Below are 24,895 nucleotides of genomic sequence, written 5' to 3'. Positions count from 1 at the left end.
TCACACCTGCGTCACCCGCTTGCCTTACACTGCGCGCCTATGACCAACATCCCTCACACCCAAATCACCGAATCCGCGGTCACCTGCTCGACCTGCGCGGCTTGCTGCTGCCAACTGGAAGTCATGCTGATCACCGACACTGGCGTGCCGGAGCGCTATATCGACACCGATGACTGGGGCGGCGAAGTGATGCTGCGCCTGGACGACGGCTGGTGCGCAGCGCTGGATCGGGACACGATGATGTGCACGATCTATGAGCGACGGCCGCTGATCTGCCGGGAGTTTGAGATGGGGGCGCCGGAATGCCTGACCGAGCGCGAAGGGATCGCTACGGCCTACCGCTGATTGAACGACATCCTGTAGGAGCCGGCTTGCCGGCGATAGCATCATCTCGGTGTCACTGATAGACCGAGGTGTCTGCATCGCCGGCGAGCCGGCTCCTACAGTGAGAGGTGTGTTTAGAGCGGTAGGGTGTAGTGCACCGAGTAGCTCTCTACCCCATCGTTATTGCTGCTGATGCCCGCGTTGGAATAATGCGTGGCACGAATTCCCACTTCATGTCCGCCCGCGAAGCGCAGGCCGAAACCCAAACGGTCTTCGAACTGGAAGGCCTGGCCGATGTTGTTGTCTTCCACTTTAGTGCGCGAGAACACCGCCACGCCAATCCCGGCTTCGATGTACGGCTTGACCTTCTCCCCCGCAAACTCGTACACAAACACCGGCGAGAACGACAGGCTGCTGACGCTGGAGCGCTTGTCACCGTCCCAATAGGTGTAGGCGCCGCTCCAGTAGCCGGTCAATCGACCGGTATCGCTCTGCCACCAGCTTTTGTCCCAGTCCGAGGTCAGCCCCAACCGATAGGTCATGGTCGAATCGCTGGTGCTCCCCACACCGAACTCCAGGCCAGCGGCCTGCGCCGAAACAGAGTGCCCCACTACAACGGCCGCAATCGCGGCCAAACAGAACAAGCGCTTCATAAGAAACATCCTTTCCAAACGAAGTTATAGGATTTTTTACAGGCAATCTCGCTATAGAAGCTGGCGTGTAGTCAGAAGTTCCAGCTTATAACGCCGGTATTTCACGAATTTTTCACGAAGCGAAGCTTCGCACAACGCCCGGATATTTCCATAGTGTCGGTAGGATATTTCTTAGGTGATACACATCGCCACTGGTCCAGAACTGCGCGGGTTCAGGATTGCCGGCGGCCAGCAGGTCGCGCTCGTCCAGCAGACGCTTGAGCTGACGGGCCACGGCGGCGCCGGTGTCGATGAGAATGATGCTGGGGGGCAGCATCTGCGCCAGGAGTGGCTTGAGGAAGGGATAGTGGGTGCAACCAAGAATGATGGTGTCGCAGCCGGCGCTGAGCAGCGGTTCGATGTAACCCTGCAACATCTGGCGCAGGGCTGGGCTGGTCAGGTCACCGCTTTCAATCAGCTCGACCAGGCCCGGGCACGGCTGGGTGATGACCTTCACATCGGTGGCGAAACGGTCGAGCAAGGCAGCAAACTTGGCGCTTTGCAGCGTGCCGGTGGTGGCAAGCACCCCGACGACGCCACTGCGAGTCGCGGCGGCTGCGGGCTTGACGGCGGGCTCCATGCCCACCAGCGGCCAATCGGGAAAATCCAGGCGCAGGTCGGCGACAGCGGCGACGGTGGCGGTATTACAGGCAATCACGAACGCCTTGGCGCCCTGCTCCCGGAAAAACGCCGCCACCCGCCGCGAGCGCTCAAGAATAAATGCCGGGCTTTTCTCGCCGTAGGGGATGTGCCCGCAATCGGCCACGTACAGCAGTGATTCGTGGGGCAGCAGTTGCTGGATTTCCTCCAGCACGGTCAATCCGCCGATACCGGAGTCGAACACACCGATCGGCGCGCCCTTATCCATGTTGCGTCCCGCACACGCTGCAACCGGGGTCACGTTTGACGCGCAACTCGCGAAAGCGCGTGGTCAAAGCATCGATCAGCAAAAGTCGGCCTACCAGCGGCTCGCCGAAACCGGCCAGCAATTTCAAGGCTTCCAACGCTTGCAGGCTGCCAACCAGCCCTACCAGCGGGCCGACCACGCCAGCTTCGCTGCAGGTGAGTTCGGTGTCGCTGCCGTGCCCATATAAACAGTGGTAGCACGGGCTCTCTTCACGGCGCGGGTCGAACACCGACAGTTGCCCTTCAAGGCGAATCGCCGCACCGCTGATCAAAGGTTTGCCGGCCGCGACGCAAGCCGCGTTGACCGCTTCGCGGGTGGAAAAGTTGTCGCTGCAATCAAGCACCACGTCCACCGCTTCGACCGCTGCTGCCAGTGTGTCGGCATCCAGCGCGGTGCGATGGGCAATCAACGTGATTTCAGGGTTGATGGCCGTCAGGCGGCGCAGGGCCGAGTCGACCTTTGTCTGCCCGACACTGTCGGTGTCGTGGATGATCTGGCGTTGCAGGTTGGTCAGGTCGACAGTGTCGAAGTCCGCCAGATGCAGTTCGCCCACGCCCGCCGCCGCCAGGTACAGCGCAACGGGCGCGCCCAGGCCACCGAGGCCGACGATCAAGGCACGGCCATGTTTCAGGCGCAATTGGCCGTCGATGTCGACATGCTGCAACAGAATCTGTCGGCTATAGCGCAACAGCTCCTGATCGGTCAGCACGGCCGACGTCCCAGGGTGATGCGCTCGTGGCCGCCGAGGTCGATGCGGCTGTGAACCTCTTCAAAGCCTTCACTCAACAGCAGGTCGCGCACGGCCGGTGCCTGGTCGTAACCATGCTCCAGCAACAACCGGCCACCGGCATTCAGGTGGGCGGGGGCTTGTTTGATGATCAAGCGCAAGTCGTCCAACCCGTCATGGCCAGCCACCAATGCACTGGCTGGCTCAAAGCGCACATCGCCCGCCACCAGGTGCGGATCGTTGGCGGCAATGTACGGCGGATTACTGATGATCAGGTCATAGGTATGACCTTGCAGGGCGCTGAACCAATGGCTGTTCAGCACCGTCGCGTTATTAAGGTGCAGCCTTTGACGATTGCGCTCGGCCAAGGCCACCGCTTCCAGCACACGGTCGACGGCGGTGACGTGCCAGGCCGGGCGCTCGCTGGCCAGGGCCAGGGCGATGGCGCCGCTGCCGGTGCCCAGGTCGAGGACCTTGGCGGGCGTGGCCGGCAACAATTCCAGGGCAGCTTCCACCAGCAATTCAGTGTCCGGACGCGGGATCAGCGTGTGGGGCGCGACCTCCAGGTCCAGCTTCCAAAAACCCTGCTGGCCGAGGATATACGCCACCGGCTCACCGCCACGACGACGTTGCAGGTAGCCGGCAAAAGTCAGCGCGTCTTCACTGGTGACGATTTTCTCGGGCCAGGTGTGCAAGTAGCTGCGCGACTTGCCCAGGGCCGCCGCCAGCAACAATTCGGCATCCAGACGCGCGGTGGGCGAATCCGGAAGGTCAGCGGCGCGCAGCAGGCTGGCGATGATGGTCATTTATTCACCTATCGCCGCGAGTTGATCCGCCTGGTATTCGGCGAGCAATGGCTCGATCACGGCGTCTACGCCACCGGCGAGAATCTCGTCCAGGGAGTAAAGCGTGAGGTTGACCCGGTGGTCGGTGACCCGGCCCTGGGCAAAGTTGTAGGTGCGGATGCGCTCGGAGCGGTCGCCCGAGCCGACCAACAGCTTGCGCTCGCTGGCAATCGCGTTGGCGGCGGCGCTGGTCTGCTGGTCGTTGAGCTTGGCCGACAGCCAGGACATGGCCCGCGCACGGTTCTTGTGCTGGGAACGCTCTTCCTGGCACTCCACCACGATGCCCGACGGCAAGTGAGTGATGCGGATGGCGGAGTCGGTCTTGTTGACGTGCTGACCGCCAGCGCCCGACGAGCGGTAGGTGTCGACGCGCAGGTCGGCCGGGTTGATCTCGATGGCTTCTTGCTCGTCCGGCTCAGGCAACACCGCGACAGTACACGCCGAGGTGTGGATGCGGCCTTGGGATTCCGTGGCGGGGACGCGTTGTACACGGTGCGCACCGGACTCGAATTTGAGCTTGCCGTAGACATTGTCGCCTTCGACCCGCGCGATGACTTCTTTATAACCGCCGTGTTCGCCTTCGTTCTCGGACAAGATCTCCACACGCCAGCCGCGACGTTCGGCGTAGCGCGAATACATGCGGAACAGGTCGCCGGAGAAGATCGCCGCCTCGTCGCCGCCAGTGCCGGCCCGGATTTCGAGGAACACGTTGCGCCCGTCATTCGGGTCCTTGGGCAGCAGCATGCGTTGCAGATCGCCTTCCAGCGCAGCCAGCTTTTCCTTGGCTTCGCGGACTTCTTCCACGGCCATTTCACGCATGTCCGGGTCGCTATCCTTGAGCAGCGCCTGGGCGCCTTCGAGGTCGGCCTGGGTTTTAAGCCACTGCCCATAGGTGGTCACAATCGGCTCAACTTCCGCGTATTCCTTGGAATACGTACGGAATTTGGTCTGATCAGAGATGACTTCGCCATCGCCAAGCAAGGCGGTCAGTTCTTCGAAACGGTCCTGGAGCACGTCCAGTTTATTGAGCAGTGACGCTTTCATTGCGGTTTTTTATCCGAAGAGCTATCTGACGCGCCCTCACCGAGGGCAAAGAGTTCCTGGGCCATGGCCAGCGCATCGAGGCGGCCTTCGGCGGTAAGCTTTTTCAATTGTACGCTGGGCGCGTGGAGCAGTTTGTTGGTGAGGCCGCGGGCCAGTTGCATCAGCACTTCTTCGGCGCTGCTGCCGTTGGCCAACAAGCGCTGGGCCTTGATCAGTTCCTCGTCGCGCAGGCGTTCACCCTGCTGACGATACGCCTTGAGCACATCCACCGCCGCCAGTTCGCGCAGGCGCACCATGAAGTCTTCGGCACCCGTGCTGACCATCTCTTCGGCAGCCTGGGCGGCGCCCTGGCGGCTCTTGAGGTTTTCGGCGACCACTTCGTGCAGATCGTCGACGCTATAGAGGTAAACGTCGTCCAACTCGCCGACTTCGGGTTCGATATCCCGAGGAACGGCGATATCCACCATAAAGATCGGTTTGTGTTTGCGCAGCTTCAATGCGCTCTCGACCGCGCCCTTGCCCAGGATCGGCAACTGGCTGGCGGTGGAGCTGATGACGATATCGCTGCGCACCAGTTCGGCCGGGATATCTGCCAGCAACACGGCATGCGCGCCGAACTGCTCGGCAAGGATGCTTGCACGCTCCAGGGTGCGGTTGGCGACAACAATACGCTTCACGCCCAGATCGTGCAGGTGGCGGGCGACCAGGGTGATGGTCTCACCGGCGCCGATCAGCAGGGCCTGGCTGCGTTGCAAGTCACTGAAAATCTGTTTGGCCAGGCTGACGGCCGCAAACGCCACGGACACCGGGTTTTCGCCAATGGCGGTGTCGGTGCGGACCTGCTTGGCGGAATTGAACGTCGCCTGGAACAGCCGGCCCAGCAGCGGGCCGACGGTGCCGGCCTCACGCGCCACGGCGTAGGCGGATTTCATCTGACCGAGGATCTGCGGTTCGCCCAACACCAGCGAATCGAGACCGGCTGCCACACGCATCATGTGACGAACTGCCGCATCCTCTTCGTGCACATAAGCGCTGGCGCGCAGGTCGTCGAGGCTCAAATGGTGGTAATCGGCCAGCCAGCGCAGTACGACATCCGCTGAAAGATGTTCCTGCTCTATATAAAGCTCGCTGCGATTGCAGGTCGAAAGGATCGCAGCTTCGCGACTGTCGGTGAGCCGGCAGAGCTGCTGCAAGGCCTCAACCAACTGCTCTGGCGTAAACGCTACGCGCTCGCGCACGTCTACGGAGGCAGTCTTGTGGTTAATACCGAGTGCGAGGAAGGCCATTCAATATCGCTGATGATGTCGGGAAGCCGACAATTGTCCTACTTCGAAAGATTCAGAACAACCACCGTAAGCTATTGTCCTAATGCCTTGTGTCTATAAAGGCACCCATTGAGACTCGGTTATGTTTGGCCGAAGGCTTGTGTCATGATGATCCGACCGCAGGTTAGTCGTCCTCTTCCTATATGAATAGATCTTCCGCGTTGCTCCTTGCTTTTGTCTTCCTCAGCGGCTGCCAGGCCATGGCACCCGTGTCGCCGGACGGTACGCCGCCGGTGGAAGACAGCACCCCCGCCCCTGAAAAGCCCAAGGTTTATTCCTCGTTCACTGAAGAAACGGTGTACAGCCTGCTGACCGCGGAACTCGCCGGCCAGCGCAATCGTTTCGACATTGCGCTGGATAACTACGTGACCCAGGCCATCAACACTCAGGATCCGGGAATTTCCGAGCGCGCGTTCCGCATCGCCGAGTACCTGGGCGCCGACCAGGCTGCGCTGGACTCTTCGCTGATCTGGGCGAAGAACGCACCGGACGACCTGGAAGCACAACGCGCGGCGGCCGTTCAACTGGCACGCGCCGGGCGCTATGACGACTCCATGGTCTATATGGAGAAGGTCCTGCAGGGCAAGGGCGACACGCATTTCGACTTTCTCGCGTTGTCGGCGGCCGACACTGACCAGGACACGCGCAACGGTTTAATGAAGAGCTTCGACCGCCTGCTGCAAAAACACCCGAAGAACAGCCAACTGATTTTCGGCAAGGCCTTGCTGCTGCAACAGGATGACGAAGCCGATGCCGCGCTGAAGCTGCTGGAGCAGAATCCACCGGAAGAAGGCGAAATCGCGCCTATCCTGCTGCGCGCGCGCCTGCTGCAGAATCTCAATCGCGGCAAGGAAGCGATTCCGCTGCTGGAAAAAAGCATCAAGAAGTATCCGGAAGACAAGCGCCTGCGCCTGACCTACGCGCGCATGTTGGTCGAGCAGGACCGCATGGAGGACGCCAAAGTGCAGTTCGCCAGCCTGGTCCAGCAATACCCGGACGATGACGAATTGCGCTACTCCCTGGCACTGGTGTGCCTGGAAGCCAAGGCCTGGGATGAGGCCAAGGGTTACCTGGAAGAGCTGATCCAGCGCGAAAGCCATGTGGATTCGGCGCACCTGAACCTTGGCCGTATCGCAGAGGAGCGCAACGACCCGCAGGCCGCCCTGCTCGAATACGCCCAGGTCGGCCCAGGCAATGACTACCTGCCTGCCCAGTTGCGCCAGGCCGATATCCTGATGAGCAACGGTCGCACCGACGAGGCGGAAAAACGCCTGGCCGCTGCGCGCGACGCTGAGCCGGACTATGCAATCCAGCTGTACCTGATCCAGGCTGAGACCTTGTCAGCCAACAATCAGGGTGAACGTGCCTGGAAACTGCTGCAGCAAGCCTTGTTGCAATTCCCCGACGATTTGAACCTGCTGTATACCCGCGCCATGCAGGCGGAAAAACGCAATGACCTGGCGCAAATGGAAAAAGACCTGCGCCTGATCATCAAGCGCGATCCGGACAATGCCATGGCCCTCAACGCCTTGGGTTACACCTTGTCCGACCGCACGACGCGTTATGACGAAGCCAAGGTGTTGATCGAACAAGCCCACAAGCTCAACCCGGAAGACCCGGCCGTACTCGACAGCCTGGGCTGGGTGAATTACCGCCTGGGCAACCTCGACGAAGCCGAACGCTTGCTGCGCCAAGCGCTGGAGCGCTTCCCCGACCAGGAAGTCGCCGCTCACCTGGGCGAAGTGCTGTGGGCCAATGGCAAACAGCGCGAAGCACGCCAGATCTGGGAAAAATTCCTCAAGGAACAACCCGAAAGCCCCATCCTGCGCGGCACCATCAAGCGCCTGACCGGATCCGAGACCCTTTAAGCTTATGTTCTTGCGCCACGTTGTTATTTTCAGTTTCATCGCCCTGCTCGCCGGTTGCGCGGGCATAGGTAGCCGCGAATCCGTTGAAGGCCAGGGCAACCCGGCGCAATGGAAGCAGCATAAAGATCAGCTCAGCAGCATCGACGGCTGGCAAATCGAAGGCAAAGTCGGGGTTCGCGCACCGAAAGATTCCGGCAGCGGCACCTTGTTCTGGCTGCAACGCCAGGATTACTACGATATTCGCCTGTCGGGCCCGCTGGGCCGTGGCGCGGCACGCCTGACCGGTCGCCCGGGGCAAGTCAGCCTCGAAGTGGCCAATCAGGGGCGTTATGAAGCGGCCTCGCCGGAAGCGCTGCTGGAAGAGCAGATTGGCTGGAAGCTGCCGGTGTCTCATCTGGTCTGGTGGGTACGCGGCCTCCCCGCACCCGACAGCAAGAGTCGTCTGAGCCTCAATGGCGACAGCCGCCTGGCCACGCTGGAACAGGATGGCTGGCAGGTCGAGTATTTGAGTTACGTAGAGCAAAGCGGTTATTCGCTGCCTGAACGCATCAAGCTGCACGGCCCCGACCTTGACGTCACCTTAGTGATCAAGGACTGGCAACCGCGCAAACTGGGGCAATAACGTGACGGTACAAACACTGACCCTACCCTCCCCGGCGAAACTCAATCTGATGCTGCACATCCTCGGTCGCCGTGAAGATGGCTACCACGAACTGCAGACGCTGTTTCAATTTCTCGACTACGGCGATGAACTGACCTTCGCCGTGCGCGACGACGGCGTGATCAAGCTGCATACCGAATTCGAAGGCGTGCCTCACGACAGCAACCTGATCGTGAAGGCGGCGAAAAAACTTCAGGAACAATCCGGATGCCGGCTCGGCATCGATATCTGGATCGATAAAATTTTGCCCATGGGCGGTGGTATCGGCGGCGGCAGCTCGAATGCCGCGACCACATTGCTGGGCCTGAATCACTTGTGGCAATTGGGTTGGGACGATGATCGCCTGGCCGCGCTGGGCCTGACACTGGGCGCCGACGTCCCGGTTTTTGTGCGTGGGCATGCGGCTTTCGCCGAGGGCGTGGGGGAGAAACTCAGCCCGGAATACCCCGAGGAGCCGTGGTATGTCGTGCTTGTGCCGCAAGTATCTGTAAGTACAGCAGAAATTTTTTCAGATCCGTTGTTGACACGTAACTCTTCTCCCATTAAAGTGCGCCCCGTTCCCAAGGGAAACAGTCGAAATGACTGCTTACCGGTTGTAGCAAGGCGTTATCCAGAGGTACGTAACGCTTTGAATTTGTTAGGTAAATTTACCGAAGCAAAATTAACCGGAACTGGAAGTTGTGTGTTTGGGGGCTTCCCAAGCAAAGCTGAAGCTGATAAAGTCTCGGCCCTTCTTACAGAGACCCTTACAGGGTTTGTAGCAAAGGGAAGCAACGTTTCGATGTTGCATCGCAAGCTGCAAAGTCTGCTCTAAAGGAACCGAGTGTTAGGCACTCGTTGCAACAGATACAGGGGCGTCGCCAAGCGGTAAGGCAGCAGGTTTTGATCCTGCCATGCGTTGGTTCGAATCCAGCCGCCCCTGCCATTTTCTATACTCATCCAGGTTACCCTCAGCCTCTAGGTACTGCGCGTGTCCAAGATGATGGTCTTTACGGGGAATGCTAACCCCGATCTGGCTCGGCGTGTCGTACGTCAGCTGCATATCCCTCTCGGTGACATCTCTGTCGGTAAATTTTCCGACGGCGAAATTACAGCCGAGATCAATGAAAACGTTCGCGGTAAAGACGTCTTCATTATTCAGCCGACTTGCGCTCCGACCAACGATAACCTGATGGAACTCGTCGTGATGGCTGATGCCTTCCGCCGCTCCTCAGCGACTCGAATCACAGCTGTAATCCCTTACTTTGGTTATGCCCGTCAGGATCGCCGTCCGCGTTCCGCACGTGTGGCTATCAGCGCGAAAGTCGTCGCTGACATGCTGACCGTGGTAGGTATCGACCGTGTTCTCACGGTTGACCTGCACGCTGACCAAATCCAGGGGTTCTTCGATATTCCGGTAGATAACATCTACGGCTCACCAGTTCTGGTGGATGACATCGAAGACCAGCGCTTTGAAAACCTGATGATCGTGTCCCCGGACATTGGTGGCGTCGTGCGTGCACGGGCTGTTGCCAAATCCCTGGGCGTGGACCTCGGGATCATCGACAAACGCCGCGAGAAAGCCAATCACTCTGAAGTGATGCATATCATCGGTGATGTCGAAGGGCGTACCTGTATTCTGGTTGATGACATGGTCGACACCGCCGGCACCCTGTGCCACGCGGCAAAAGCCTTGAAAGAGCACGGTGCGGCTAAAGTCTTCGCCTACTGCACACACCCTGTGCTGTCGGGCCGAGCGATCGAGAACATCGAGAATTCCGTGTTGGACGAACTGGTGGTGACAAACACCATCCCGTTGTCCGCCGCTGCTCAAGCCTGTGCGCGTATCCGTCAACTGGATATCGCACCGGTCGTTGCCGAGGCGGTCCGCCGCATCAGCAATGAAGAATCGATCAGCGCGATGTTCCGCTAAGGGTCAAACCTTCGGCACATCTCACTGACGAAAAGCGCCCCGCCCCGACATTCTGTTGGGGCGGGGCTTTTTTGCCCATGTCGAGTACGGCGCTGGTCGCAAACGCCCCTCGATGATGGCTATTTTGGAGATACAAAATGACTGACTTTACTCTGAACGCTCAAGCGCGTACTGACCTGGGGAAAGGTGCGAGCCGCCGCCTGCGTCACGCCGCCAACATCCCAGCCGTTGTATACGGTGGTGACAAAGCTGCTGAATCCGTGACCATCCTGGCAAAGGAAATCGCCAAGCTGTTCGAAAACGAAGCTGCCTACAGCCACGTTATCGAACTGAACGTTGACGGCAAAAAGCAAAACGTCATCGTTAAAGCGATGCAGCGTCACCCGTCCAAGCAGTTCATCATGCACGCTGACTTCGTTCGCGTTGTAGCTGGCCAGAAACTGACCGCCATCGTGCCTGTGCACTTTGTTGGTGAAGACGCTCCGGTCAAGAAAGGCGGCGAGATCTCGCATGTCCTGAACGAAATCGAAGTGACCTGCCTGCCGAAGGACCTGCCTGAGTTCATCGAAGTCGACCTGTCGGCCGCTGAAATCGGCACCATCGTTCACCTGTCCGACCTCAAAGCCCCTAAAGGCGTTGAGTTCGTTGCACTGGCTCACAACGATGACAAAGCTGTTGCCAACGTTCACGCTCCACGCGTTGCTCCAGAAGCTGAAGAAGGCGCTGCAGAGTAATTCACTCTGTATTGCCGGAGCTTGAGGAAACATCGCGGACCGGAACGTAGCGAGAAAGCGGGCGATAACGCGGCGTTTACTCTTGAGTAAATAGCTTCTGTCGTCCACTTTCGCCGCACACAGGTTGCGGCGATGTTATCCACAACTCCAAAGGAAGGGCCCCTGTCGTGACTGCCATTAAACTGATCGTTGGCCTGGGAAATCCAGGCGCCGAATACGAACAGACCCGGCATAACGCGGGGGCCCTTTTTGTTGAGCGCATCGCCCACGCCCAAGGTGTGAACCTGGTGGCCGATCGCAAATATTTTGGCCTGACCGGGCGCTTCTCGCACCAGGGTCAGGATGTTCGTCTGCTGATTCCCACCACCTACATGAACCGCAGCGGCCAGGCTGTCGCGGCGCTTGCGGGGTTCTTCCGGATCAAACCCGAGGAAATCCTGGTGGCCCATGACGAACTGGACCTGCCACCCGGTGTTGCCAAGCTCAAGCTCGGCGGCGGGCATGGTGGGCACAATGGCCTGCGCGACATCATTGCGCAGTTGGGCAATCAGAATAACTTCTACCGTCTGCGGCTCGGCATTGGCCACCCAGGCGTTGCCAGTATGGTTTCAAATTTCGTCCTGGGTCGTGCGCCACGCGCCGAACAGGAAAAACTCGATGCCAGCATCGACTTTGCCCTCGGCGTGCTGCCGGATATCTTCGCCGGTGAATGGAACCGCGCGATGAAAAACCTGCACAGCCAGAAGGCCTGACTCTTACCGAGGGGAAACACCATGGGATTCAATTGCGGCATCGTCGGCCTGCCCAACGTCGGCAAATCCACCCTGTTCAACGCCTTGACCAAGTCCGGTATTGCAGCGGAGAACTTCCCCTTCTGCACCATCGAGCCCAACAGCGGTATCGTGCCGATGCCGGATCCACGCCTGGACGCCCTGGCGGCCATCGTCAATCCAAAACGCATCTTGCCGACCACCATGGAATTCGTCGACATCGCGGGCCTGGTCGCCGGCGCGTCGAAAGGTGAAGGCCTGGGCAACAAGTTCCTGGCCAACATCCGTGAAACCGATGCCATCGCCCACGTGGTCCGCTGCTTTGAAGACGAGAACGTGATTCACGTCTCCAACAGTGTCGACCCGAAACGCGACATCGAGATCATCGACCTGGAACTGATCTTCGCCGACCTCGACAGCTGCGAGAAACAACTGCAGAAAGTCGCGCGCAACGCCAAAGGTGGTGACAAGGACGCCGTGGTCCAGAAAGGCTTGCTGGAGCAGTTGATCGCTCACTTCACCGAAGGCAAGCCGGCACGCAGCCTGATGAAGAACATGGGCGCTGACGAAAAGGCCGTGATCAAGGGCTTCCACCTGCTGACCACCAAGCCTGTGATGTACATCGCCAACGTCGCCGAAGACGGCTTCGAGAACAACCCGCTGCTGGACGTGGTCAAGGCCATCGCCGAAGAAGAAGGCGCGATCGTGGTGCCGGTGTGCAACAAGATCGAGGCGGAAATCGCCGAACTGGATGACGGCGAAGAAAAAGACATGTTCCTTGAGGCCCTGGGCCTGGAAGAGCCGGGCCTGAACCGTGTGATCCGCGCCGGCTACGAAATGCTCAACCTGCAGACCTACTTCACCGCCGGCGTTGAAGAAGTCCGCGCCTGGACCGTCAAGGTCGGTGCTACCGCACCACAGGCCGCTGGCGTGATCCACACCGACTTCGAAAAAGGCTTTATTCGCGCCGAAGTGATCGCCTACAACGACTTCATCCAGTTCAAGGGTGAAGCGGGTGCCAAGGAAGCCGGTAAGTGGCGCTTGGAAGGCAAGGAATACATCGTGAAAGACGGCGATGTGATGCACTTCCGCTTCAACGTGTAAGTATTTCACGCGGTCTCTGCCAACAAAAAAAGCCGATGCACTGCATCGGCTTTTTTGTGGATGTCAGTAAGGTAAAAAACGCTTACATCAAAATCGCAGATTACTCCTACATCCAAAATCCAAATAGCAACACATAACATAACGACAACTTAATCCAGGAAAACAATTTAACTTTTCCTACACATCACCGGAAGAAAACCACTTTAATCTTAGCTGAGATCTTTTATAACTTAATCGCTACCGACCAGCCCTTGCCTCCAATTTACTTATTAGTGTAATAACAACAATGAGTACTCATTCGATGTCGGCCATCTGCCACAGGGAAACTGAAATGGATACTTCATTCATCGAAGGCCAAGACACTGAAAATACACTTGCCAGAACTGCGCCGCTCAATATTGACATTTTATTACTGGGAGAAACCGGCACGGGTAAGGATACGTTGGCCCAAAGGGTTCATCGCCTGTCGGGACGGCGGGGTAATTTTGTTGCTGTCAACTGCGCGGCCATCCCGGAGAGCCTTGCGGAAAGCCAGCTGTTCGGCGTCAACAGCGGCGCTTTTACCGGCGCCATGCAATCGCGGGCCGGTTTTGTCGAAGCCGCCCACCTGGGTACTCTCTATCTCGACGAGATCGACAGTATGCCACTGGTCCTGCAAGCCAAACTGCTTAGGGTGCTTGAGTCTCGCGGAGTGGAGCGCTTGGGCTCGACCCGTTTCATCCCGGTAGACATGCGAGTCATCGCATCAGCACAGCATGCGTTGCATAAAATGGTAGAGCAAGGGGCCTTCAGACGTGATCTGTACTTTAGATTGAATGTCGTCAACATCCAGCTTCCCGCGTTGCGTGATCGACGCGAGCGCATCGTCCCATTATTCCTTGAAATGATCCGCCAGGAAGCCGATCACTTCAATTGTCCTGCCCCCTGCCCGCCTGAAGGCTTGTTACAACAGCTTTTGTGCCATACATGGCCCGGCAACGTGCGTGAACTGCGTTCGACCGCCAAGCGTTTCGTATTGGGCCTGGCTCCGCTATCAAACGCGGTGGATGACCAACAGCTGAACGGAATAAGCCTGAAGACACGCCTGCAACACATCGAAAAAGCGTTGATCGAAGAGTCTCTGTATCGCCATGACCATTGCGTTGACAGTGCTGCGCTGGCACTACGGGTCGCCAAGCGGACACTGTATTACCGGATGAAACAACTGGATATATCTATTCCTTGAACCTAGCGTTTCTACAACCTGCCACCTACAACCTTATGAGTAGGCAAAACACCTCAACACTCATAAACAAGTAGCCATCAGAACATCATTACAAACCGCACAACTCGAAATTTAACATTTAGAAACGAACAACCCGGACACATGCGGAACGTTTTTCCACCACCCACCACATAAACATAGCCAAGTTTAGTTGCAGAAAATTTCCAACTTCACCCATGGCATACACATCTACGTCCGAACGAAAAAAACTGGAGTTTCATTATGATAGGTGGAATTGGCGGTATCGGTAACAACAACACCCCAAGCGTTTTGGGAGGCTCTCAAACTGGCGGGAGTGGCGGAGGTAGCGGCGGCGACGACCTGCTCGGTAAAGCAGAAGCCATTGCCCGGGAGGGTTTTGAACTGAGCTTGAAAGCAAAGCAAATCACCAACAAATACGCCGCGGCTAAAGAAGTCCGATAACACAAGTGCCTCTCCGGCCCATTTATCGGGGAGGCGCTCCAGTCGCTGAATAGCAACTCTCGACGTCGGCATCCACTCGAGCGCTGTTTCCAAGCCAAGCATCGAAGGCCCTATATGCAGATAAAAGAATATGACTTTTCAGCACAACACCGTGTGCTCCAAAGCAACGCAGCAACGCAGGCTGAATCGACATCCAACACGGACGCAGGATTTTTCTCTTCAATGTTAGAGCAGTCAAAGCCAAACGGCGTCAGCTCGGCCCCTCATTCCCCCATGATGCTGACAGAGGTCGCTCAACAACTGAAGTCCAAGGAAAGTCGCTTGGTACGAGCACTCAAATCTACAAACAAGGGTGCCGACCCCGACGATTTCAGACAATACCCACGCGAATTATCCAACGTGGTTCTGACCTCTCAATTGCTCGTCAAAAGCCTCGCCAAGGCGACTCAATCCATCGACAAAATCAGCAATCTGCAGTAGTGGCCATGAATACCTTCCTGCCTATCGCACTCCTTCTGACCGCGACCCTTATGTTGAGCGGTTGCAGCGAGCGAGTCGAACTTCATCGCCAGCTTTCCGAGCAAGAGGCCAATGAGGTCATCGCGGAGTTGGCGGACAAGCATATTCGTGCGCAGAAAGTCCCGGCGAAAGATGGCGTGGTGGTGGCGGTCAATGCAACCGATATCGGGCGCGCCGTACGTACACTGGAAGCCGCGGGTCTGCCAAAAGTCGCTCGGACCAGCCTGGGCGACACGTTTCGCAAGGAAGGTGTGATCTCCACTCCCCTGGAAGAACGGGCACGCTACATCTATGCCTTGTCGCAGGAGCTTGAGGCCACCTTGTCCAATATTGACGGAGTGATCGTCGCCCGCGTGCACGTCGTGCTGCCGGAACGCATCGCACCCGGGGAGCCTGTCCAACCGGCCTCGGCGTCAGTATTTATCAAACATGATCCACGCCTTGACCCCGACAATATCCGCGCACGGGTGCGCCGAATGGTGGCGAGCAGCATCCCGGGCATGACTGCTGCAGTGGACAACCCACAAAAGCTGACCGTGATATTCGTGCCGGCCACGACCTACCAGGAACAGCAACGCCTGGTGTACTTCGGCCCGTTTCTGGTGTCCGCCGAGGACCTTGGATTCTGGCGAACCAGCGTGACCGTTTTTCTGCTCGGCCTGGTCGCAGCCTTGGCTGGGGGAGTGGTATTGCACACTCGGCGCCAACGGCTTAGAGAAGGCACGCCTCTGGCGACCCCATCGATAGGTCCAGCCCATGACGCCTGAGTCCGATCAGCCAACAGGTGAGCATCTGGCCTGGAGCCAATGGTGGGCGTCTCCCTGGAGTTACGCCCACGATGACTGGAGAGGCGACGAATATCCCGCAATGGATACGCTGTATCGCAGCGGGTGGTTGGCACCTCATAACCTCTTGGGCGTTGCAGCTTGTTTGCCACCTTTGCCTAACCTCACCGTTCTTCGCCTGGCCTTGGCCACGAAGGAGCAACTCGGCTTGGCGCTGATCTTGATACACAATACTTTTCACCCGCAAGCCGCCTCGACGTTGAGCGAAAGTCATCATCTTTGGTGTTTGCGTTTATCCAAGACACTTCCCCCCGCGATGCTGGCATCCGATACCGACCCGTTACAACTGCTCCATAGCTGGGTAGACGCAGCTACGTGGCAACGACTCCGCTTGCGCTTTCCCCGCGAACGCGTTCGGGTAGTAGAGAGCAAGGGTTCGATCCCGAGTGTAAACAGTCAATTGAATACGCTCTGGCAAGCCGTTGTCTGGCGCATCACGACAATGGCCAACGATAACGTACCGCCTGACTCGAATGGGTAAGGAAATCAACGATGCTATGTCGACGCACTATTGAGCTGCTCAAAGGTCCCGCAGCTTTGTCACGCCGGCTGATCCCTCGCGAAGAACTCGCAGACTGGGAGCAGGCCAACCAGCTCTTGATCCGCACCAATGCTCAGGTCGAGGAGTTGATACAGCAGGCAGAAAAAGAGTGCGAAGCGCTGTTGGAGAAAGCCTCACTAGAGATATGGCAGCGGGCAGACACCCTACTCAAACAGTGGGATCACGACCGTCAAGCGATGTGCGAAAGCCTGGAGCACTATGCAACCTCAATCACCCACCAGGCAATTCGCTGCCTGCTGGACGAGACAGTGCCTCACCAGAGACTGGCGGCTCTTTGCAAACAATTGCTCGCCAGCCAAGTCCAGGTAGCCGACGCCACACTGCTGTGCCACCCCCATGATCTTGAACAGATGAAGCAGTGCCTGGTCAATCATCACATCTCAATCTGGAAGCTCCACGCCGATGAGGCGGTTCCCCATCAGACACTCGTATTGAACACTGACGAAGGTGACTTTCGCATCAACTGGAACTCAATGCTCGAGAGTTTCTTCACTAACAACAAAGAGTATTGGCTAAACGTTTAGCCGCCCACCCTTTACAAGAAAGCTTCATAACAAGACCCCATTCATCAACGCCAACTCACGATGTATGAAGGAGAAACCATGGACTTCTTTAACGGTCTTTCTGGCCAATTATTGAGAAACAGCGACGCGGCACACAAACGTTACCAACAACACTCTGCAGAGGTTGCCGAAAATGGATCGGATGCAGAGTTCTTCGAGTTGGCGATGAGTAAGGCAACCACTCAAATGGCCTATCTCGAGCATAACCGTGTCAATCACATGCTGCTCAAAAGTGTCTTCGAGAGCTTCCAGTAATGATGAAAGCGCTAGTCAAAGACTGGTTGAGCAGCCACAAAGAGCAGATCACCTTGTTCGAAGGCGACGACGAAATCATGTTGAAGCGCCAGGGGGGTGCCGTGCTGCTGGAGGCCCAACTGACGGCGACGCCATGCGCTAACGCCGCCTTGTCCGGCTGGATGCGCCTGAGTGCTGTCAGCCTGAATCATTTCCAAGGTGCATTGGCGCTGAAACCTGATACGGGTGCGCTCTGGTTGATTCAAAGCCTCCAGGGACCGTGTGACCACACGAACCTGCTTAATTGTCTCCAAGCGCTACTCAACCAGCGTGACACCTGGCGTTCCACTGCAGTGCGCCTTGCACGGCAGGTCAAACAGCTCACACCCACCTCACTACGCTCGATGTCTTACTAATCAGAGAATGCCCTATGCACACCAAGCCCTACAAGCACACTTGCTTGCGCTTTGATTCGCGCGACAGATTGTCAAAACGAGTAGGGTGGCGCTGCCTGTTCGCGCTGCCTTGGCTGCTGATACCTGTACCAAGCGCTTTCGCGGCCATTCCTTCTGAATGGAAAAACACTGCGTACGCCTACGAGGCCGAGCACAAGCCGCTGCGGGAAGTGCTTGAAGACTTCGCCCAGACCTTCGGTACGCGCCTGCAAATCGAAGGCCTGCTGGAGGGCAACGTCAATGGCAAGATACGCGCCAATACTCCGCAGTCGATGCTCGACAGGCTGGGAGTAGAGCACCGCTTCCAGTGGTACTTGTACAACAATACGCTCTATATCAGCACTCTGGACCTGCAAGAATCGGCGCGGCTGGAAGTTTCCTCAGAGACCATTGCCGACCTCAAGCAGGCGCTCACCGACATAGGCCTGCTCGACAGCCGGTTTGGCTGGGGAGAGTTGTCGGAAGATGGCGCCGTACTTGTCTCTGGCCCTCAACGCTACATCGAACAGATCAAACAGTTCAGCAGTCAGCGCCGCTCACCGGATGAAAAACAAAGCATATTGAGTTACCCGCTGAAGTTCGCCAACGCCGCAGACAACCAAGTGGATTACCGCGGCGAGAAGCTCACAATACCGGGGGTTGCTAGCGTTCTGCGCGGGTTGCTGGAGCCACGGTCGTCCTCGACATTATCGGGGCTGAGCCAGCGCCCGGCATCACAGCCCTCCCCGCTCGCGCCAACTATTCCCAGGCTGAACAACCCTTTGTTAGGACAGATACTCGGTGCGAACGCTACCGGTGGTGGGCAGGACGCCGGTCCAGCACTCACACCGCGCGCATCCGTCTCTACCAGCCGGATTCGCGTCGAAGCCGACGTGCGCAATAACGCGGTGCTGATCTACGACTTGCCTGAGCGCCAAGCCATGTACCGCGAGCTCATCGCCCAACTTGATGTCGCGCGCAAATTGGTGGAAATCGACGCGATCATTCTTGATATCGAGCGCACACAGTTGCGTGAGTTCGGGGTGAACTGGGGGTTTCAGAACAGCCGATTTCGCGGTGGAGGCACCAACCTGGCACCTGGCACGTCCTCACAACTGTCCATTGAGAACCGCGAGCGGTTCTACGCAGATATCCGCGCACTTGAAGCCAAAGGACTGGCAACCATGGTCTCCAACCCATCCGTACTGACCTTGGAAAACCAGCCTGCCGTCATCGACTTCAACCGTACGCAATACCTGACACCCGGGCGTCAGGTCGCAACGATCCTGCCAATCACCGTGGGTACCAGCTTCCAGGTTGTTCCCCGGGTCATTACCAGCCGGGGCGGTCACCAGATCCATCTGGCGATTGATATTGAGGATGGAAATTTCGAAGACTCCAACGCAAATCCCAATAATTTCGACGTACGCCGAGGTAAGGTCAGTACCCAGGCTGTAATGGCCGAAAAGCGTTCGTTGGTCGTCGGCGGCTTCCATGTCACCGAAAGTACTGACAAGCAAAACAAGGTGCCCTTGCTCGGCGACATTCCGTTGTTGGGCAAGGCCCTTTTTTCCTCGACCGAACGGCAGAACAATCGGCGTGAACGACTGTTCATTCTTACCCCGCGCGTGATCGGCGACCAGGCCGACCCGTCACGCTACCTGCCCCAGGCCGATCAGGTCGAATTGCAAGCTGCGCTCACTCCGCTGGCCCGACGCTATGCGCCGCACCAGCCAGTGATCAAGCGCAGCGACATCATCAGCACACTGGCGCACCTGGTGAGCGGAGAGGTTCCCAAGGCTTTCAAGGTGGCGCCAATGCCTGTGGGTTTGAGTACCTTGTGCAGCACACGCGACCTGCTGGCGCTGAACAACGAACGCAGCCAATGGTATGCCGGCCCCGAATACAACGTGGCGGTCGTGGTGCTGCGCAACCAGTTCAAGCGCAATGTACGTATCGACGAAAAAGAGTGCAGTAATTCGCAAACACTGGCTGTCAGCGTGTGGCCACGCGCCTGGCTCAAGCCGGGTGAAGAAGCCGAGGTGTTTATCGCCATGCGCCCAGTGGTGAAAGATGAACACCTCGGCGTGCCACGCCCCTCCTTGATCAACGCGGCTCAGAAGGACAATCCATGAAACGGCACTTAGTGTTTTCCACCTTACTCGGCGCAACGCTGCTCGTCGCAGGCTGCACCCCTACTTGCAAAGGCGACTCCTGCTCGCGCCCGCAATCGTCCAAGGACAAGATGGTAATCTGGTGGCCATCGCAGATGCGTGTCGAACCGGGCCCCGCCGGGGAACGGGCGGACTACCAGACGGTGTCGCTGGAACGATGAGCCCTATGGGAATGCCGGACGATCAACGCGAGGTATTTCTGCGCAACCTGGTGAGTGGCACTGCCGCTCACCTGTCGCTCGCTGCCGGGGTCAAGGCATGTGCACAGCACGCGGGCAAGCGACCGGGACTGGCATTGCACGTTGCTCGGGAGGCGGTACAAACCGGGCAGGTGCAGCGGGCGCTGGAGCGACGCTATGAGCAACCATTGGCATTCGGTGGTTGTTTTATTTACCTCGACCCTCAGGATGCCCTGGTCATCTGGCACGCACTACCGGCAACGAACGGCGCTGTCGACACGATCCTCAGCCGGATGCTGTCACTGGTCAACCTCGAAGCCCTGGACTCACGCCGCAGCCGATGATCAACGCCGCTCAAGCTCTGGCAACTCCAGCGTCTCACGTTTGGCTACGTCATCCAGCTCACGCAAGGTGCGGTAGATAAGCGCCACGGCCTGCAAGGTTTCGCGAGGAATGCTCGCACCCAGTTTCGCGGTATAGAGCGTTCGGGCCAGCCACACGCATTGGATCACCGGCACCTCGGAGGATTTTGCTCGAGCGATCAATTGACGGGCCTGCGCATCCGTACCCTTGCTGACCAACATCGGGATCGGCGTCTTGCCGGGACGGTAATACAACGCGACAGCAAAGTGGGTGGGGTTGACCACCAGCATATCGGCCTCTTCCAACTTGGGCAGCTTGACCTTCGGCTCTTCCTGGGCCAACTGTTGCGCCAATGCGCGGCGCTGACCCTTGACGTGCGGGTCACCTTCCATGTCTTTGTACTCTTTGACCACCTCCACCTGGGTCATACGCATGCGCTTGGCGAAGAAGTGCTTGACCATTGCCAGGTCAATCAAGGCCAGCACCAGCAGCATGCCCAGGCAGAGATGCAGCAGGTGACGGAACAGCGCGATCAACGCAACGATGTAACTTTGCAGATCGCTGTTGGCCAGATTGATCAGCGTGTCCAATGAGGGCCAGACCGCCACGTACACAATCAAGCCGATAAGGAACGCCTTCACAATGCTCATGAACAGGTTCATCAGTTGCTGGGCAGAGAACATCTGCTTGAGTTGGCTGACAGGGTTAAGACGATTGAAGTCCAGCTTCAGCGCCTCCGGGGCGAAGAGCATCCCAAACTGCATCCAACTGCTGATCAGCTTCGAGAGAATCGCCACCCCAGCCATCAACAGGGCGAATGAAAAAAACACCACCATCGCCTCGAACATCACTTCTTCCAGTGCCCGTACAAAAGGCTGTGTGAGGCGAGACATCGGCAATAACATCAATTGCTGGAAGCGTTGCAGGCTGGTCTCGGCAGTAAACAAAGCGATTTCGCTGATAGCCGTCAGTACCAGCAATTTGGCGATATCCTGACTCTGGGCAACCTGACCCTTCTTACGTTGGTCACGCAGTTTTTTTGCGGACGCCGGATGCTTTTTTTCGCCTGAATCACTCATGGCATCCCGACCTTGAACAGGATTCCCAACGAGCTTTTGAGGTCGCCAAGCTGGCTCATGCGTCCGACGATCAGGTCTTGCAGCAGCGCAAAATACAACAGCAGGATACCAATGCCGGCCAGGCTCTTGACCGGCGGAGCCAGTGAGCTCACCTGCAATTGCTGGCTGTAGACGCCGAGCAACGCAATGCCGAATTCCAGCAACAGGAGCACAGCGATAAAGGGCGCGGCGTAGAGCATCATGTGTGTGAAGGTATCGCCAAGCAGCCCGACGAACACGCCCATGCCATTGGCCGTCGGAAGCGGAAACCACACGGTGGGAGGCCAGATCAGATAGCTGTCCCAGATCACCTGAGTCAACGCGCCAAGCCCCAGGGTGACCATCAGCAGAAAGATCGCCAATTGCTTGAACAAATGACCGATCGGCGTCGCATCCGGTCCCAGCGAAGGGTTGAGTTGCCCGCCTGCCAATGCACCGCGCTGGTTGTCCAGCAATGCCCCCACCGATTCAAACAGCCAGAATGGCATGGAGAGCAATACGCCCAGCAGCAATCCAAGGGCCACCTCCTTCAGCACCAGGGCGCCGAGCATCAGTGCGGAGATATCGCTACCTTCCAACATCGCATGAATACCCGGCGCGGGCATCAGCGCCATCACCATTACAAGAACGTGCCTGAGCATGCCGCGTATATGCTGAAAACAAAACGCCGCGACCAGAATGCAACACGGGTAGATACGCGCCATCCCGATCAGCAAACTTGGAAGAAAATCGAGGTATAGCAGCACAGGCGAAACCTCAGTTCAGGGCCGAGCGGCCGATCATGTCGAAGGTCAGATTGATCAGTTGGATCAACTCAACGCCAATCCAGCGGCCGGTCATAATCAATGTGATGCCCACCGCCACCAGCTTTATTCCAAAGGGCAGCGTTTGATCCTGTACCTGCATCAACGCCTGCACCAGGGAGGTCAATACGCCCACCACCACCGCCACGATCAACGGGGGTGCTGATAGCACTACCACCAGCAGCATGCCTTGCTTGAACAACACGATCGGTTCCATACGCCACTCAGAGATAGGAAAGGAACAGGCTGTCGAGCAAGGTAGTAACCCAGGGAGCCGGTGATCAGCGCGATCAGGATAAACACCCCGGTCGGCATGCCCGGCACGATTGCAAACGCGAGCATCCCCACCGAAGCAATGATCCAACTCTTGGGCTCGCTGGTCATTTGCCGGGCAATTTCGGCGCCCATGTTGGTAATACCCTTTTTCCCGTCGGGCGCCACGCGGGTGATGATCATGCCGGCGGTGAGGGAGATCAGCAGCGCCGGGATCTGTGCAATCAGGCCATCGCCGATGGTCAATACGGAGTACAGCGCCATTGACTCGCCCGCACTCAAGCCGTGCTGGAACATACCCGTGGAAAAACCACCCAAGAGGTTGACCACGACGATGATCAAACCGGCGATGGCGTCGCCCTTGACGAACTTCATGGCCCCGTCCATGGCCCCGAACAACTGGCTTTCCCGGGACAACTGCTCCCGCTTGTCTCGCGCTTGTGCACCGTCAATCAGGCCGGCACGCAGGTCACTGTCAATGGACATCTGTTTGCCCGGCATCGCGTCCAGGCTGAAGCGCGCTGCCACTTCAGCCACCCGCTCCGAGCCCTTGGTGATCACCAGGAAGTTGACCAGCGTCAGGATCAGGAAGATCACCAACCCCACCGCCAGGTTGCCACCGACCACAAAATTTCCGAAGGCCTCGACGATGTCACCGGCGTCCTGTTCCAGCAGGATCAGGCGCGTGGTCGCGATCGACAGCGCAAGACGAAACATCGTGGTCAGCAACAGAATCGACGGGAACGATGAGAACGCCAGCGGCCCAGGCAAGTACAGCGCCAGCACGATCAGCAAGCATGAGATACAGATGTTGAGGGCGATGAGAATATCCACCAGCCAAGTGGGCAACGGCACGATAAAAATGAAAACGATAGCCAAAACCACGACGGCGCCAAGCACTTCAGCGCGCTGTGCCACTTTGAGCAATACACTATTGATGGCCGACAGCGCGGTCACACCAGGCCCCTCGACCTGCCGGTGATACCCGCCTGGCCGCGCATGGAACGATCCAGCTCCCCGATCACCGCCAAGAGCGCCAGCAGCGTGTCCTGACGCGCTCGGCTATCAGGCCACAACGCCATGGGCAACTGCTGAAGCAAAGGGTAAAGGGCATTGAGGGATATCACCTGTCGATCCGTCGCCCCCCCTCCCAGCTCATCCCCGAGTTGAAGCAATTCTTCAACCGTGATGCCATTGCCGGCGTACGCTAACATTCGTTGCAGCAACGTCACCGCATCCTGTTCGATATTCAGGCGCTGGACCAGCGACCGGCACCCCGTCAACACGGCGCTCAACTGGCCGCAGCTTTGCAGCCCCAGCAACAAGGTACGCAGCAGAGGCGTGGGCATCGACGACACCATCGCCGCAATGTCGTCCGCCAAGGCTTTACGCATGATACCGAGCCCGGTACTGAACCCCTCGCCGCCGTAAACCCCCAGTAGGGCTTGCATCATCGTCGCCAGAGATTGGCGGGTGACTACGCTGGTGTAGTAGAGCGCCCGCAATGCCTGGCGTTCGTTCGGATCAACGCAGGCTGCCTGTAGCGCCACGGCGATGTTCAAGCCAGCCTGAATCTCACCTTTGAAGCGCACCTCCAGCCTGGCAATGGCATCACGCGCGAGGGTTGCCTCGGACGGACGGACTTCATTATCGGCTTGGGCCACCACATGTTTGAGCACCACGAACGCGCGCGCCGGGTCTCCACCTGTAAGGTCCAGTAATTTCTCCAGCGAAGGTTTCTGCAACAGTTGCAGCCTGATTCGACGCGACACGGATGCCAATGTCGCCTGTGCCGGGTGACCCAACTGATCATAAAGCTGCACAAGCTGCTCGGTCGCAGGCACACGGACGCCCATCTTCCGCTCACTCAGCCTTTGGGTATTGACCGCCACCTCCTCGCTGAACAAGTGCCCAAGGTGATCGACGCCCTTCGTGGGTGAAGGCACGGCAACAGTATTGACAACGGGTTGGTCCAGGCGCTGGACCCTTTGTACATCGTTGCTGGATTCGACTTTCATGGACAGGCCCGCACAGGAAGAGTGTTTCCCTATGTGGAACAAGCTGCCCATTCGGTTCCATCAAACGCCGATCCAAGTTCAATTTGAAAAGACTTGCATGCGCAATCTTTGCGCAGCGCAAACAGTTGCTCAAAAAAAGATGAACGAAAAAAACTAATTGATAAAAATCAGTAGGTTATGTGTTTTTTCCGATTGGCACAGGCAGTGCTA

General features: G+C 57.9%; 29 protein-coding genes, 1 tRNA gene and 1 pseudogene. 20 read left to right on the top strand and 11 right to left on the bottom strand.

The window, feature by feature from the left end:
• Window positions 1-39: 39 nt before the first annotated feature.
• Window positions 40-345 (top strand): YkgJ family cysteine cluster protein, encoded by a 306-nt coding sequence (locus HX868_RS06510; RefSeq protein WP_028618756.1) that lies wholly within the window; start codon window positions 40-42, stop codon window positions 343-345.
• A gap of 113 nt (window positions 346-458) precedes the next feature.
• Here the strand turns inward: HX868_RS06510 and HX868_RS06505 are convergent, their stop codons facing one another.
• The 6 genes from HX868_RS06505 to hemA all read right to left on the bottom strand — a co-directional run bounded on the left by HX868_RS06505 (window position 459) and on the right by hemA (window position 5,825).
• The gene (locus HX868_RS06505) at window positions 459-977 is read right to left on the bottom strand and encodes an acyloxyacyl hydrolase (RefSeq protein ID WP_177002320.1); all 519 of its coding nucleotides are present in this window, start codon (window positions 975-977) and stop codon (window positions 459-461) included.
• Window positions 978-1,089: 112 nt separating this feature from the next.
• Entirely contained in the window at window positions 1,090-1,884 is a 795-nt protein-coding gene (gene murI, locus HX868_RS06500; protein ID WP_177002319.1) for a glutamate racemase, read from the bottom strand.
• The gene (locus HX868_RS06495; RefSeq protein WP_177002318.1) at window positions 1,877-2,632 is read right to left on the bottom strand and encodes a molybdopterin-synthase adenylyltransferase MoeB; all 756 of its coding nucleotides are present in this window, start codon (window positions 2,630-2,632) and stop codon (window positions 1,877-1,879) included. Before HX868_RS06495 ends, murI begins: the two co-directional genes overlap by 8 nt.
• Complete coding sequence (gene prmC / locus HX868_RS06490) at window positions 2,626-3,456, bottom strand: peptide chain release factor N(5)-glutamine methyltransferase (protein ID WP_177002317.1); 831 nt, start codon at window positions 3,454-3,456, stop codon at window positions 2,626-2,628. The genes HX868_RS06495 and prmC overlap by 7 nt, the downstream gene beginning before the upstream one ends.
• Window positions 3,457-4,539 carry a peptide chain release factor 1 gene (gene prfA / locus HX868_RS06485; RefSeq protein ID WP_028618751.1) on the bottom strand — a complete coding sequence of 361 codons (1,083 nt, stop codon included), beginning with the start codon at window positions 4,537-4,539 and terminating at the stop codon, window positions 3,457-3,459.
• Window positions 4,536-5,825 carry a glutamyl-tRNA reductase gene (gene hemA, locus HX868_RS06480; protein ID WP_135290802.1) on the bottom strand — a complete coding sequence of 430 codons (1,290 nt, stop codon included), beginning with the start codon at window positions 5,823-5,825 and terminating at the stop codon, window positions 4,536-4,538. Before hemA ends, prfA begins: the two co-directional genes overlap by 4 nt.
• 182 nt (window positions 5,826-6,007) lie before the next feature.
• On the opposite strand from hemA, the gene HX868_RS06475 reads away from it, so the two are divergent.
• The 19 genes from HX868_RS06475 (at window position 6,008) to HX868_RS06385 (ending at window position 20,454) form a co-directional block, all read left to right on the top strand.
• Window positions 6,008-7,732, top strand: a complete 1,725-nt coding sequence (locus tag HX868_RS06475) for a tetratricopeptide repeat protein (RefSeq protein ID WP_038842848.1) — start codon at window positions 6,008-6,010, stop codon at window positions 7,730-7,732.
• A 4-nt stretch (window positions 7,733-7,736) separates the two neighbouring features.
• Window positions 7,737-8,354, top strand: a complete 618-nt coding sequence (gene lolB, locus HX868_RS06470; protein ID WP_177002316.1) for a lipoprotein insertase outer membrane protein LolB — start codon at window positions 7,737-7,739, stop codon at window positions 8,352-8,354.
• Window position 8,355: 1 nt separating this feature from the next.
• On the top strand, window positions 8,356-9,207 hold the full coding sequence (ispE, locus tag HX868_RS06465) for a 4-(cytidine 5'-diphospho)-2-C-methyl-D-erythritol kinase (RefSeq protein WP_177002315.1): 852 nt from the start codon (window positions 8,356-8,358) through the stop codon (window positions 9,205-9,207).
• A 36-nt stretch (window positions 9,208-9,243) separates the two neighbouring features.
• Window positions 9,244-9,318: transfer RNA gene (locus HX868_RS06460), tRNA-Gln, on the top strand.
• Between the two features lie 45 nt (window positions 9,319-9,363).
• Window positions 9,364-10,305 carry a ribose-phosphate pyrophosphokinase gene (locus HX868_RS06455; protein WP_003171603.1) on the top strand — a complete coding sequence of 314 codons (942 nt, stop codon included), beginning with the start codon at window positions 9,364-9,366 and terminating at the stop codon, window positions 10,303-10,305.
• A gap of 137 nt (window positions 10,306-10,442) precedes the next feature.
• Window positions 10,443-11,039, top strand: a complete 597-nt coding sequence (locus HX868_RS06450; RefSeq protein WP_177002314.1) for a 50S ribosomal protein L25/general stress protein Ctc — start codon at window positions 10,443-10,445, stop codon at window positions 11,037-11,039.
• A 167-nt stretch (window positions 11,040-11,206) separates the two neighbouring features.
• On the top strand, window positions 11,207-11,791 hold the full coding sequence (gene pth, locus HX868_RS06445; RefSeq protein ID WP_010213318.1) for an aminoacyl-tRNA hydrolase: 585 nt from the start codon (window positions 11,207-11,209) through the stop codon (window positions 11,789-11,791).
• Between the two features lie 21 nt (window positions 11,792-11,812).
• Entirely contained in the window at window positions 11,813-12,913 is a 1,101-nt protein-coding gene (gene ychF / locus HX868_RS06440; RefSeq protein WP_177002313.1) for a redox-regulated ATPase YchF, read from the top strand.
• Window positions 12,914-13,214: 301 nt separating this feature from the next.
• Entirely contained in the window at window positions 13,215-14,138 is a 924-nt protein-coding gene (locus tag HX868_RS06435; protein ID WP_177002312.1) for a sigma 54-interacting transcriptional regulator, read from the top strand.
• Window positions 14,139-14,399: 261 nt separating this feature from the next.
• Window positions 14,400-14,600, top strand: a complete 201-nt coding sequence (locus HX868_RS06430; protein ID WP_177002311.1) for a hypothetical protein — start codon at window positions 14,400-14,402, stop codon at window positions 14,598-14,600.
• Between the two features lie 114 nt (window positions 14,601-14,714).
• A complete protein-coding gene (locus HX868_RS06425; protein WP_177002310.1) occupies window positions 14,715-15,080 on the top strand; it encodes an EscI/YscI/HrpB family type III secretion system inner rod protein in 366 nt (121 codons plus the stop codon).
• A 5-nt stretch (window positions 15,081-15,085) separates the two neighbouring features.
• The gene (gene sctJ, locus HX868_RS06420; protein WP_177002309.1) at window positions 15,086-15,886 is read left to right on the top strand and encodes a type III secretion system inner membrane ring lipoprotein SctJ; all 801 of its coding nucleotides are present in this window, start codon (window positions 15,086-15,088) and stop codon (window positions 15,884-15,886) included.
• Window positions 15,876-16,445 (top strand): type III secretion protein, encoded by a 570-nt coding sequence (locus tag HX868_RS06415; RefSeq protein ID WP_246355496.1) that lies wholly within the window; start codon window positions 15,876-15,878, stop codon window positions 16,443-16,445. The genes sctJ and HX868_RS06415 overlap by 11 nt, the downstream gene beginning before the upstream one ends.
• Before the next feature lie 11 nt (window positions 16,446-16,456).
• Complete coding sequence (gene sctL, locus HX868_RS06410) at window positions 16,457-17,050, top strand: type III secretion system stator protein SctL (RefSeq protein ID WP_177002308.1); 594 nt, start codon at window positions 16,457-16,459, stop codon at window positions 17,048-17,050.
• Between the two features lie 78 nt (window positions 17,051-17,128).
• Window positions 17,129-17,344: a hypothetical protein gene (locus HX868_RS06405; protein WP_177002307.1), complete on the top strand. Its 216-nt coding sequence runs from the start codon at window positions 17,129-17,131 to the stop codon at window positions 17,342-17,344.
• A complete protein-coding gene (locus HX868_RS06400; protein WP_343048025.1) occupies window positions 17,344-17,739 on the top strand; it encodes a CesT family type III secretion system chaperone in 396 nt (131 codons plus the stop codon). The genes HX868_RS06405 and HX868_RS06400 overlap by 1 nt, the downstream gene beginning before the upstream one ends.
• 14 nt (window positions 17,740-17,753) lie before the next feature.
• The gene (gene sctC, locus HX868_RS06395; RefSeq protein WP_177002306.1) at window positions 17,754-19,892 is read left to right on the top strand and encodes a type III secretion system outer membrane ring subunit SctC; all 2,139 of its coding nucleotides are present in this window, start codon (window positions 17,754-17,756) and stop codon (window positions 19,890-19,892) included.
• Window positions 19,889-20,092: an HrpT family type III secretion system protein gene (gene hrpT, locus HX868_RS06390; RefSeq protein ID WP_177002305.1), complete on the top strand. Its 204-nt coding sequence runs from the start codon at window positions 19,889-19,891 to the stop codon at window positions 20,090-20,092. The genes sctC and hrpT overlap by 4 nt, the downstream gene beginning before the upstream one ends.
• 11 nt (window positions 20,093-20,103) lie before the next feature.
• The gene (locus HX868_RS06385; RefSeq protein ID WP_177002304.1) at window positions 20,104-20,454 is read left to right on the top strand and encodes a transcriptional regulator; all 351 of its coding nucleotides are present in this window, start codon (window positions 20,104-20,106) and stop codon (window positions 20,452-20,454) included.
• Here the strand turns inward: HX868_RS06385 and sctU are convergent, their stop codons facing one another.
• The 5 genes and pseudogenes from sctU to sctW all read right to left on the bottom strand — a co-directional run bounded on the left by sctU (window position 20,455) and on the right by sctW (window position 24,685).
• Window positions 20,455-21,552, bottom strand: coding sequence for a type III secretion system export apparatus subunit SctU (gene sctU, locus HX868_RS06380; protein WP_177002303.1), 1,098 nt, complete (start codon window positions 21,550-21,552; stop codon window positions 20,455-20,457).
• Entirely contained in the window at window positions 21,549-22,337 is a 789-nt protein-coding gene (sctT, locus tag HX868_RS06375; RefSeq protein ID WP_016977093.1) for a type III secretion system export apparatus subunit SctT, read from the bottom strand. Before sctT ends, sctU begins: the two co-directional genes overlap by 4 nt.
• A 10-nt stretch (window positions 22,338-22,347) precedes the next feature.
• Window positions 22,348-22,611 (bottom strand): type III secretion system export apparatus subunit SctS, encoded by a 264-nt coding sequence (gene sctS, locus HX868_RS06370; protein WP_016977094.1) that lies wholly within the window; start codon window positions 22,609-22,611, stop codon window positions 22,348-22,350.
• Window positions 22,612-22,640: 29 nt separating this feature from the next.
• A pseudogene (locus tag HX868_RS06365) lies at window positions 22,641-23,624 on the bottom strand (FHIPEP family type III secretion protein); the annotation flags it as partial.
• Window positions 23,621-24,685 (bottom strand): type III secretion system gatekeeper subunit SctW, encoded by a 1,065-nt coding sequence (gene sctW / locus HX868_RS06360; protein ID WP_177002302.1) that lies wholly within the window; start codon window positions 24,683-24,685, stop codon window positions 23,621-23,623. The gene sctW and the pseudogene HX868_RS06365, both read right to left, overlap by 4 nt.
• Window positions 24,686-24,895 lie beyond the last annotated feature (210 nt).

Origin of the sequence: Pseudomonas reactans, from assembly GCF_013385825.1 — a bacterium.
Taxonomy (GTDB): Bacteria; Pseudomonadota; Gammaproteobacteria; order Pseudomonadales; family Pseudomonadaceae; genus Aquipseudomonas; species Aquipseudomonas reactans.
This window is presented reverse-complemented; position numbering and strand designations above follow the sequence as displayed.

Bases quoted from the DNA above. Each gene is read 5' to 3' on its own strand.
- HX868_RS06510 (WP_028618756.1), top strand. From the start codon at position 40: ATGACCAACATCCCTCACACCCAAATCACCGAATCCGCGGTCACCTGC.
- HX868_RS06505 (WP_177002320.1), bottom strand. From the start codon at position 977: ATGAAGCGCTTGTTCTGTTTGGCCGCGATTGCGGCCGTTGTAGTGGGG.
- murI (WP_177002319.1), bottom strand. From the start codon at position 1,884: ATGGATAAGGGCGCGCCGATCGGTGTGTTCGACTCCGGTATCGGCGGA.
- prmC (WP_177002317.1), bottom strand. From the start codon at position 3,456: ATGACCATCATCGCCAGCCTGCTGCGCGCCGCTGACCTTCCGGATTCG.
- prfA (WP_028618751.1), bottom strand. From the start codon at position 4,539: ATGAAAGCGTCACTGCTCAATAAACTGGACGTGCTCCAGGACCGTTTC.
- hemA (WP_135290802.1), bottom strand. From the start codon at position 5,825: ATGGCCTTCCTCGCACTCGGTATTAACCACAAGACTGCCTCCGTAGAC.
- HX868_RS06475 (WP_038842848.1), top strand. From the start codon at position 6,008: ATGAATAGATCTTCCGCGTTGCTCCTTGCTTTTGTCTTCCTCAGCGGC.
- lolB (WP_177002316.1), top strand. From the start codon at position 7,737: ATGTTCTTGCGCCACGTTGTTATTTTCAGTTTCATCGCCCTGCTCGCC.
- HX868_RS06450 (WP_177002314.1), top strand. From the start codon at position 10,443: ATGACTGACTTTACTCTGAACGCTCAAGCGCGTACTGACCTGGGGAAA.
- ychF (WP_177002313.1), top strand. From the start codon at position 11,813: ATGGGATTCAATTGCGGCATCGTCGGCCTGCCCAACGTCGGCAAATCC.
- HX868_RS06435 (WP_177002312.1), top strand. From the start codon at position 13,215: ATGTCGGCCATCTGCCACAGGGAAACTGAAATGGATACTTCATTCATC.
- HX868_RS06430 (WP_177002311.1), top strand. From the start codon at position 14,400: ATGATAGGTGGAATTGGCGGTATCGGTAACAACAACACCCCAAGCGTT.
- HX868_RS06425 (WP_177002310.1), top strand. From the start codon at position 14,715: ATGCAGATAAAAGAATATGACTTTTCAGCACAACACCGTGTGCTCCAA.
- sctJ (WP_177002309.1), top strand. From the start codon at position 15,086: ATGAATACCTTCCTGCCTATCGCACTCCTTCTGACCGCGACCCTTATG.
- HX868_RS06415 (WP_246355496.1), top strand. From the start codon at position 15,876: ATGACGCCTGAGTCCGATCAGCCAACAGGTGAGCATCTGGCCTGGAGC.
- sctL (WP_177002308.1), top strand. From the start codon at position 16,457: ATGCTATGTCGACGCACTATTGAGCTGCTCAAAGGTCCCGCAGCTTTG.
- HX868_RS06405 (WP_177002307.1), top strand. From the start codon at position 17,129: ATGGACTTCTTTAACGGTCTTTCTGGCCAATTATTGAGAAACAGCGAC.
- HX868_RS06400 (WP_343048025.1), top strand. From the start codon at position 17,344: ATGATGAAAGCGCTAGTCAAAGACTGGTTGAGCAGCCACAAAGAGCAG.
- sctC (WP_177002306.1), top strand. From the start codon at position 17,754: ATGCACACCAAGCCCTACAAGCACACTTGCTTGCGCTTTGATTCGCGC.
- hrpT (WP_177002305.1), top strand. From the start codon at position 19,889: ATGAAACGGCACTTAGTGTTTTCCACCTTACTCGGCGCAACGCTGCTC.
- HX868_RS06385 (WP_177002304.1), top strand. From the start codon at position 20,104: ATGCCGGACGATCAACGCGAGGTATTTCTGCGCAACCTGGTGAGTGGC.
- sctU (WP_177002303.1), bottom strand. From the start codon at position 21,552: ATGAGTGATTCAGGCGAAAAAAAGCATCCGGCGTCCGCAAAAAAACTG.
- sctS (WP_016977094.1), bottom strand. From the start codon at position 22,611: ATGGAACCGATCGTGTTGTTCAAGCAAGGCATGCTGCTGGTGGTAGTG.
- sctW (WP_177002302.1), bottom strand. From the start codon at position 24,685: ATGAAAGTCGAATCCAGCAACGATGTACAAAGGGTCCAGCGCCTGGAC.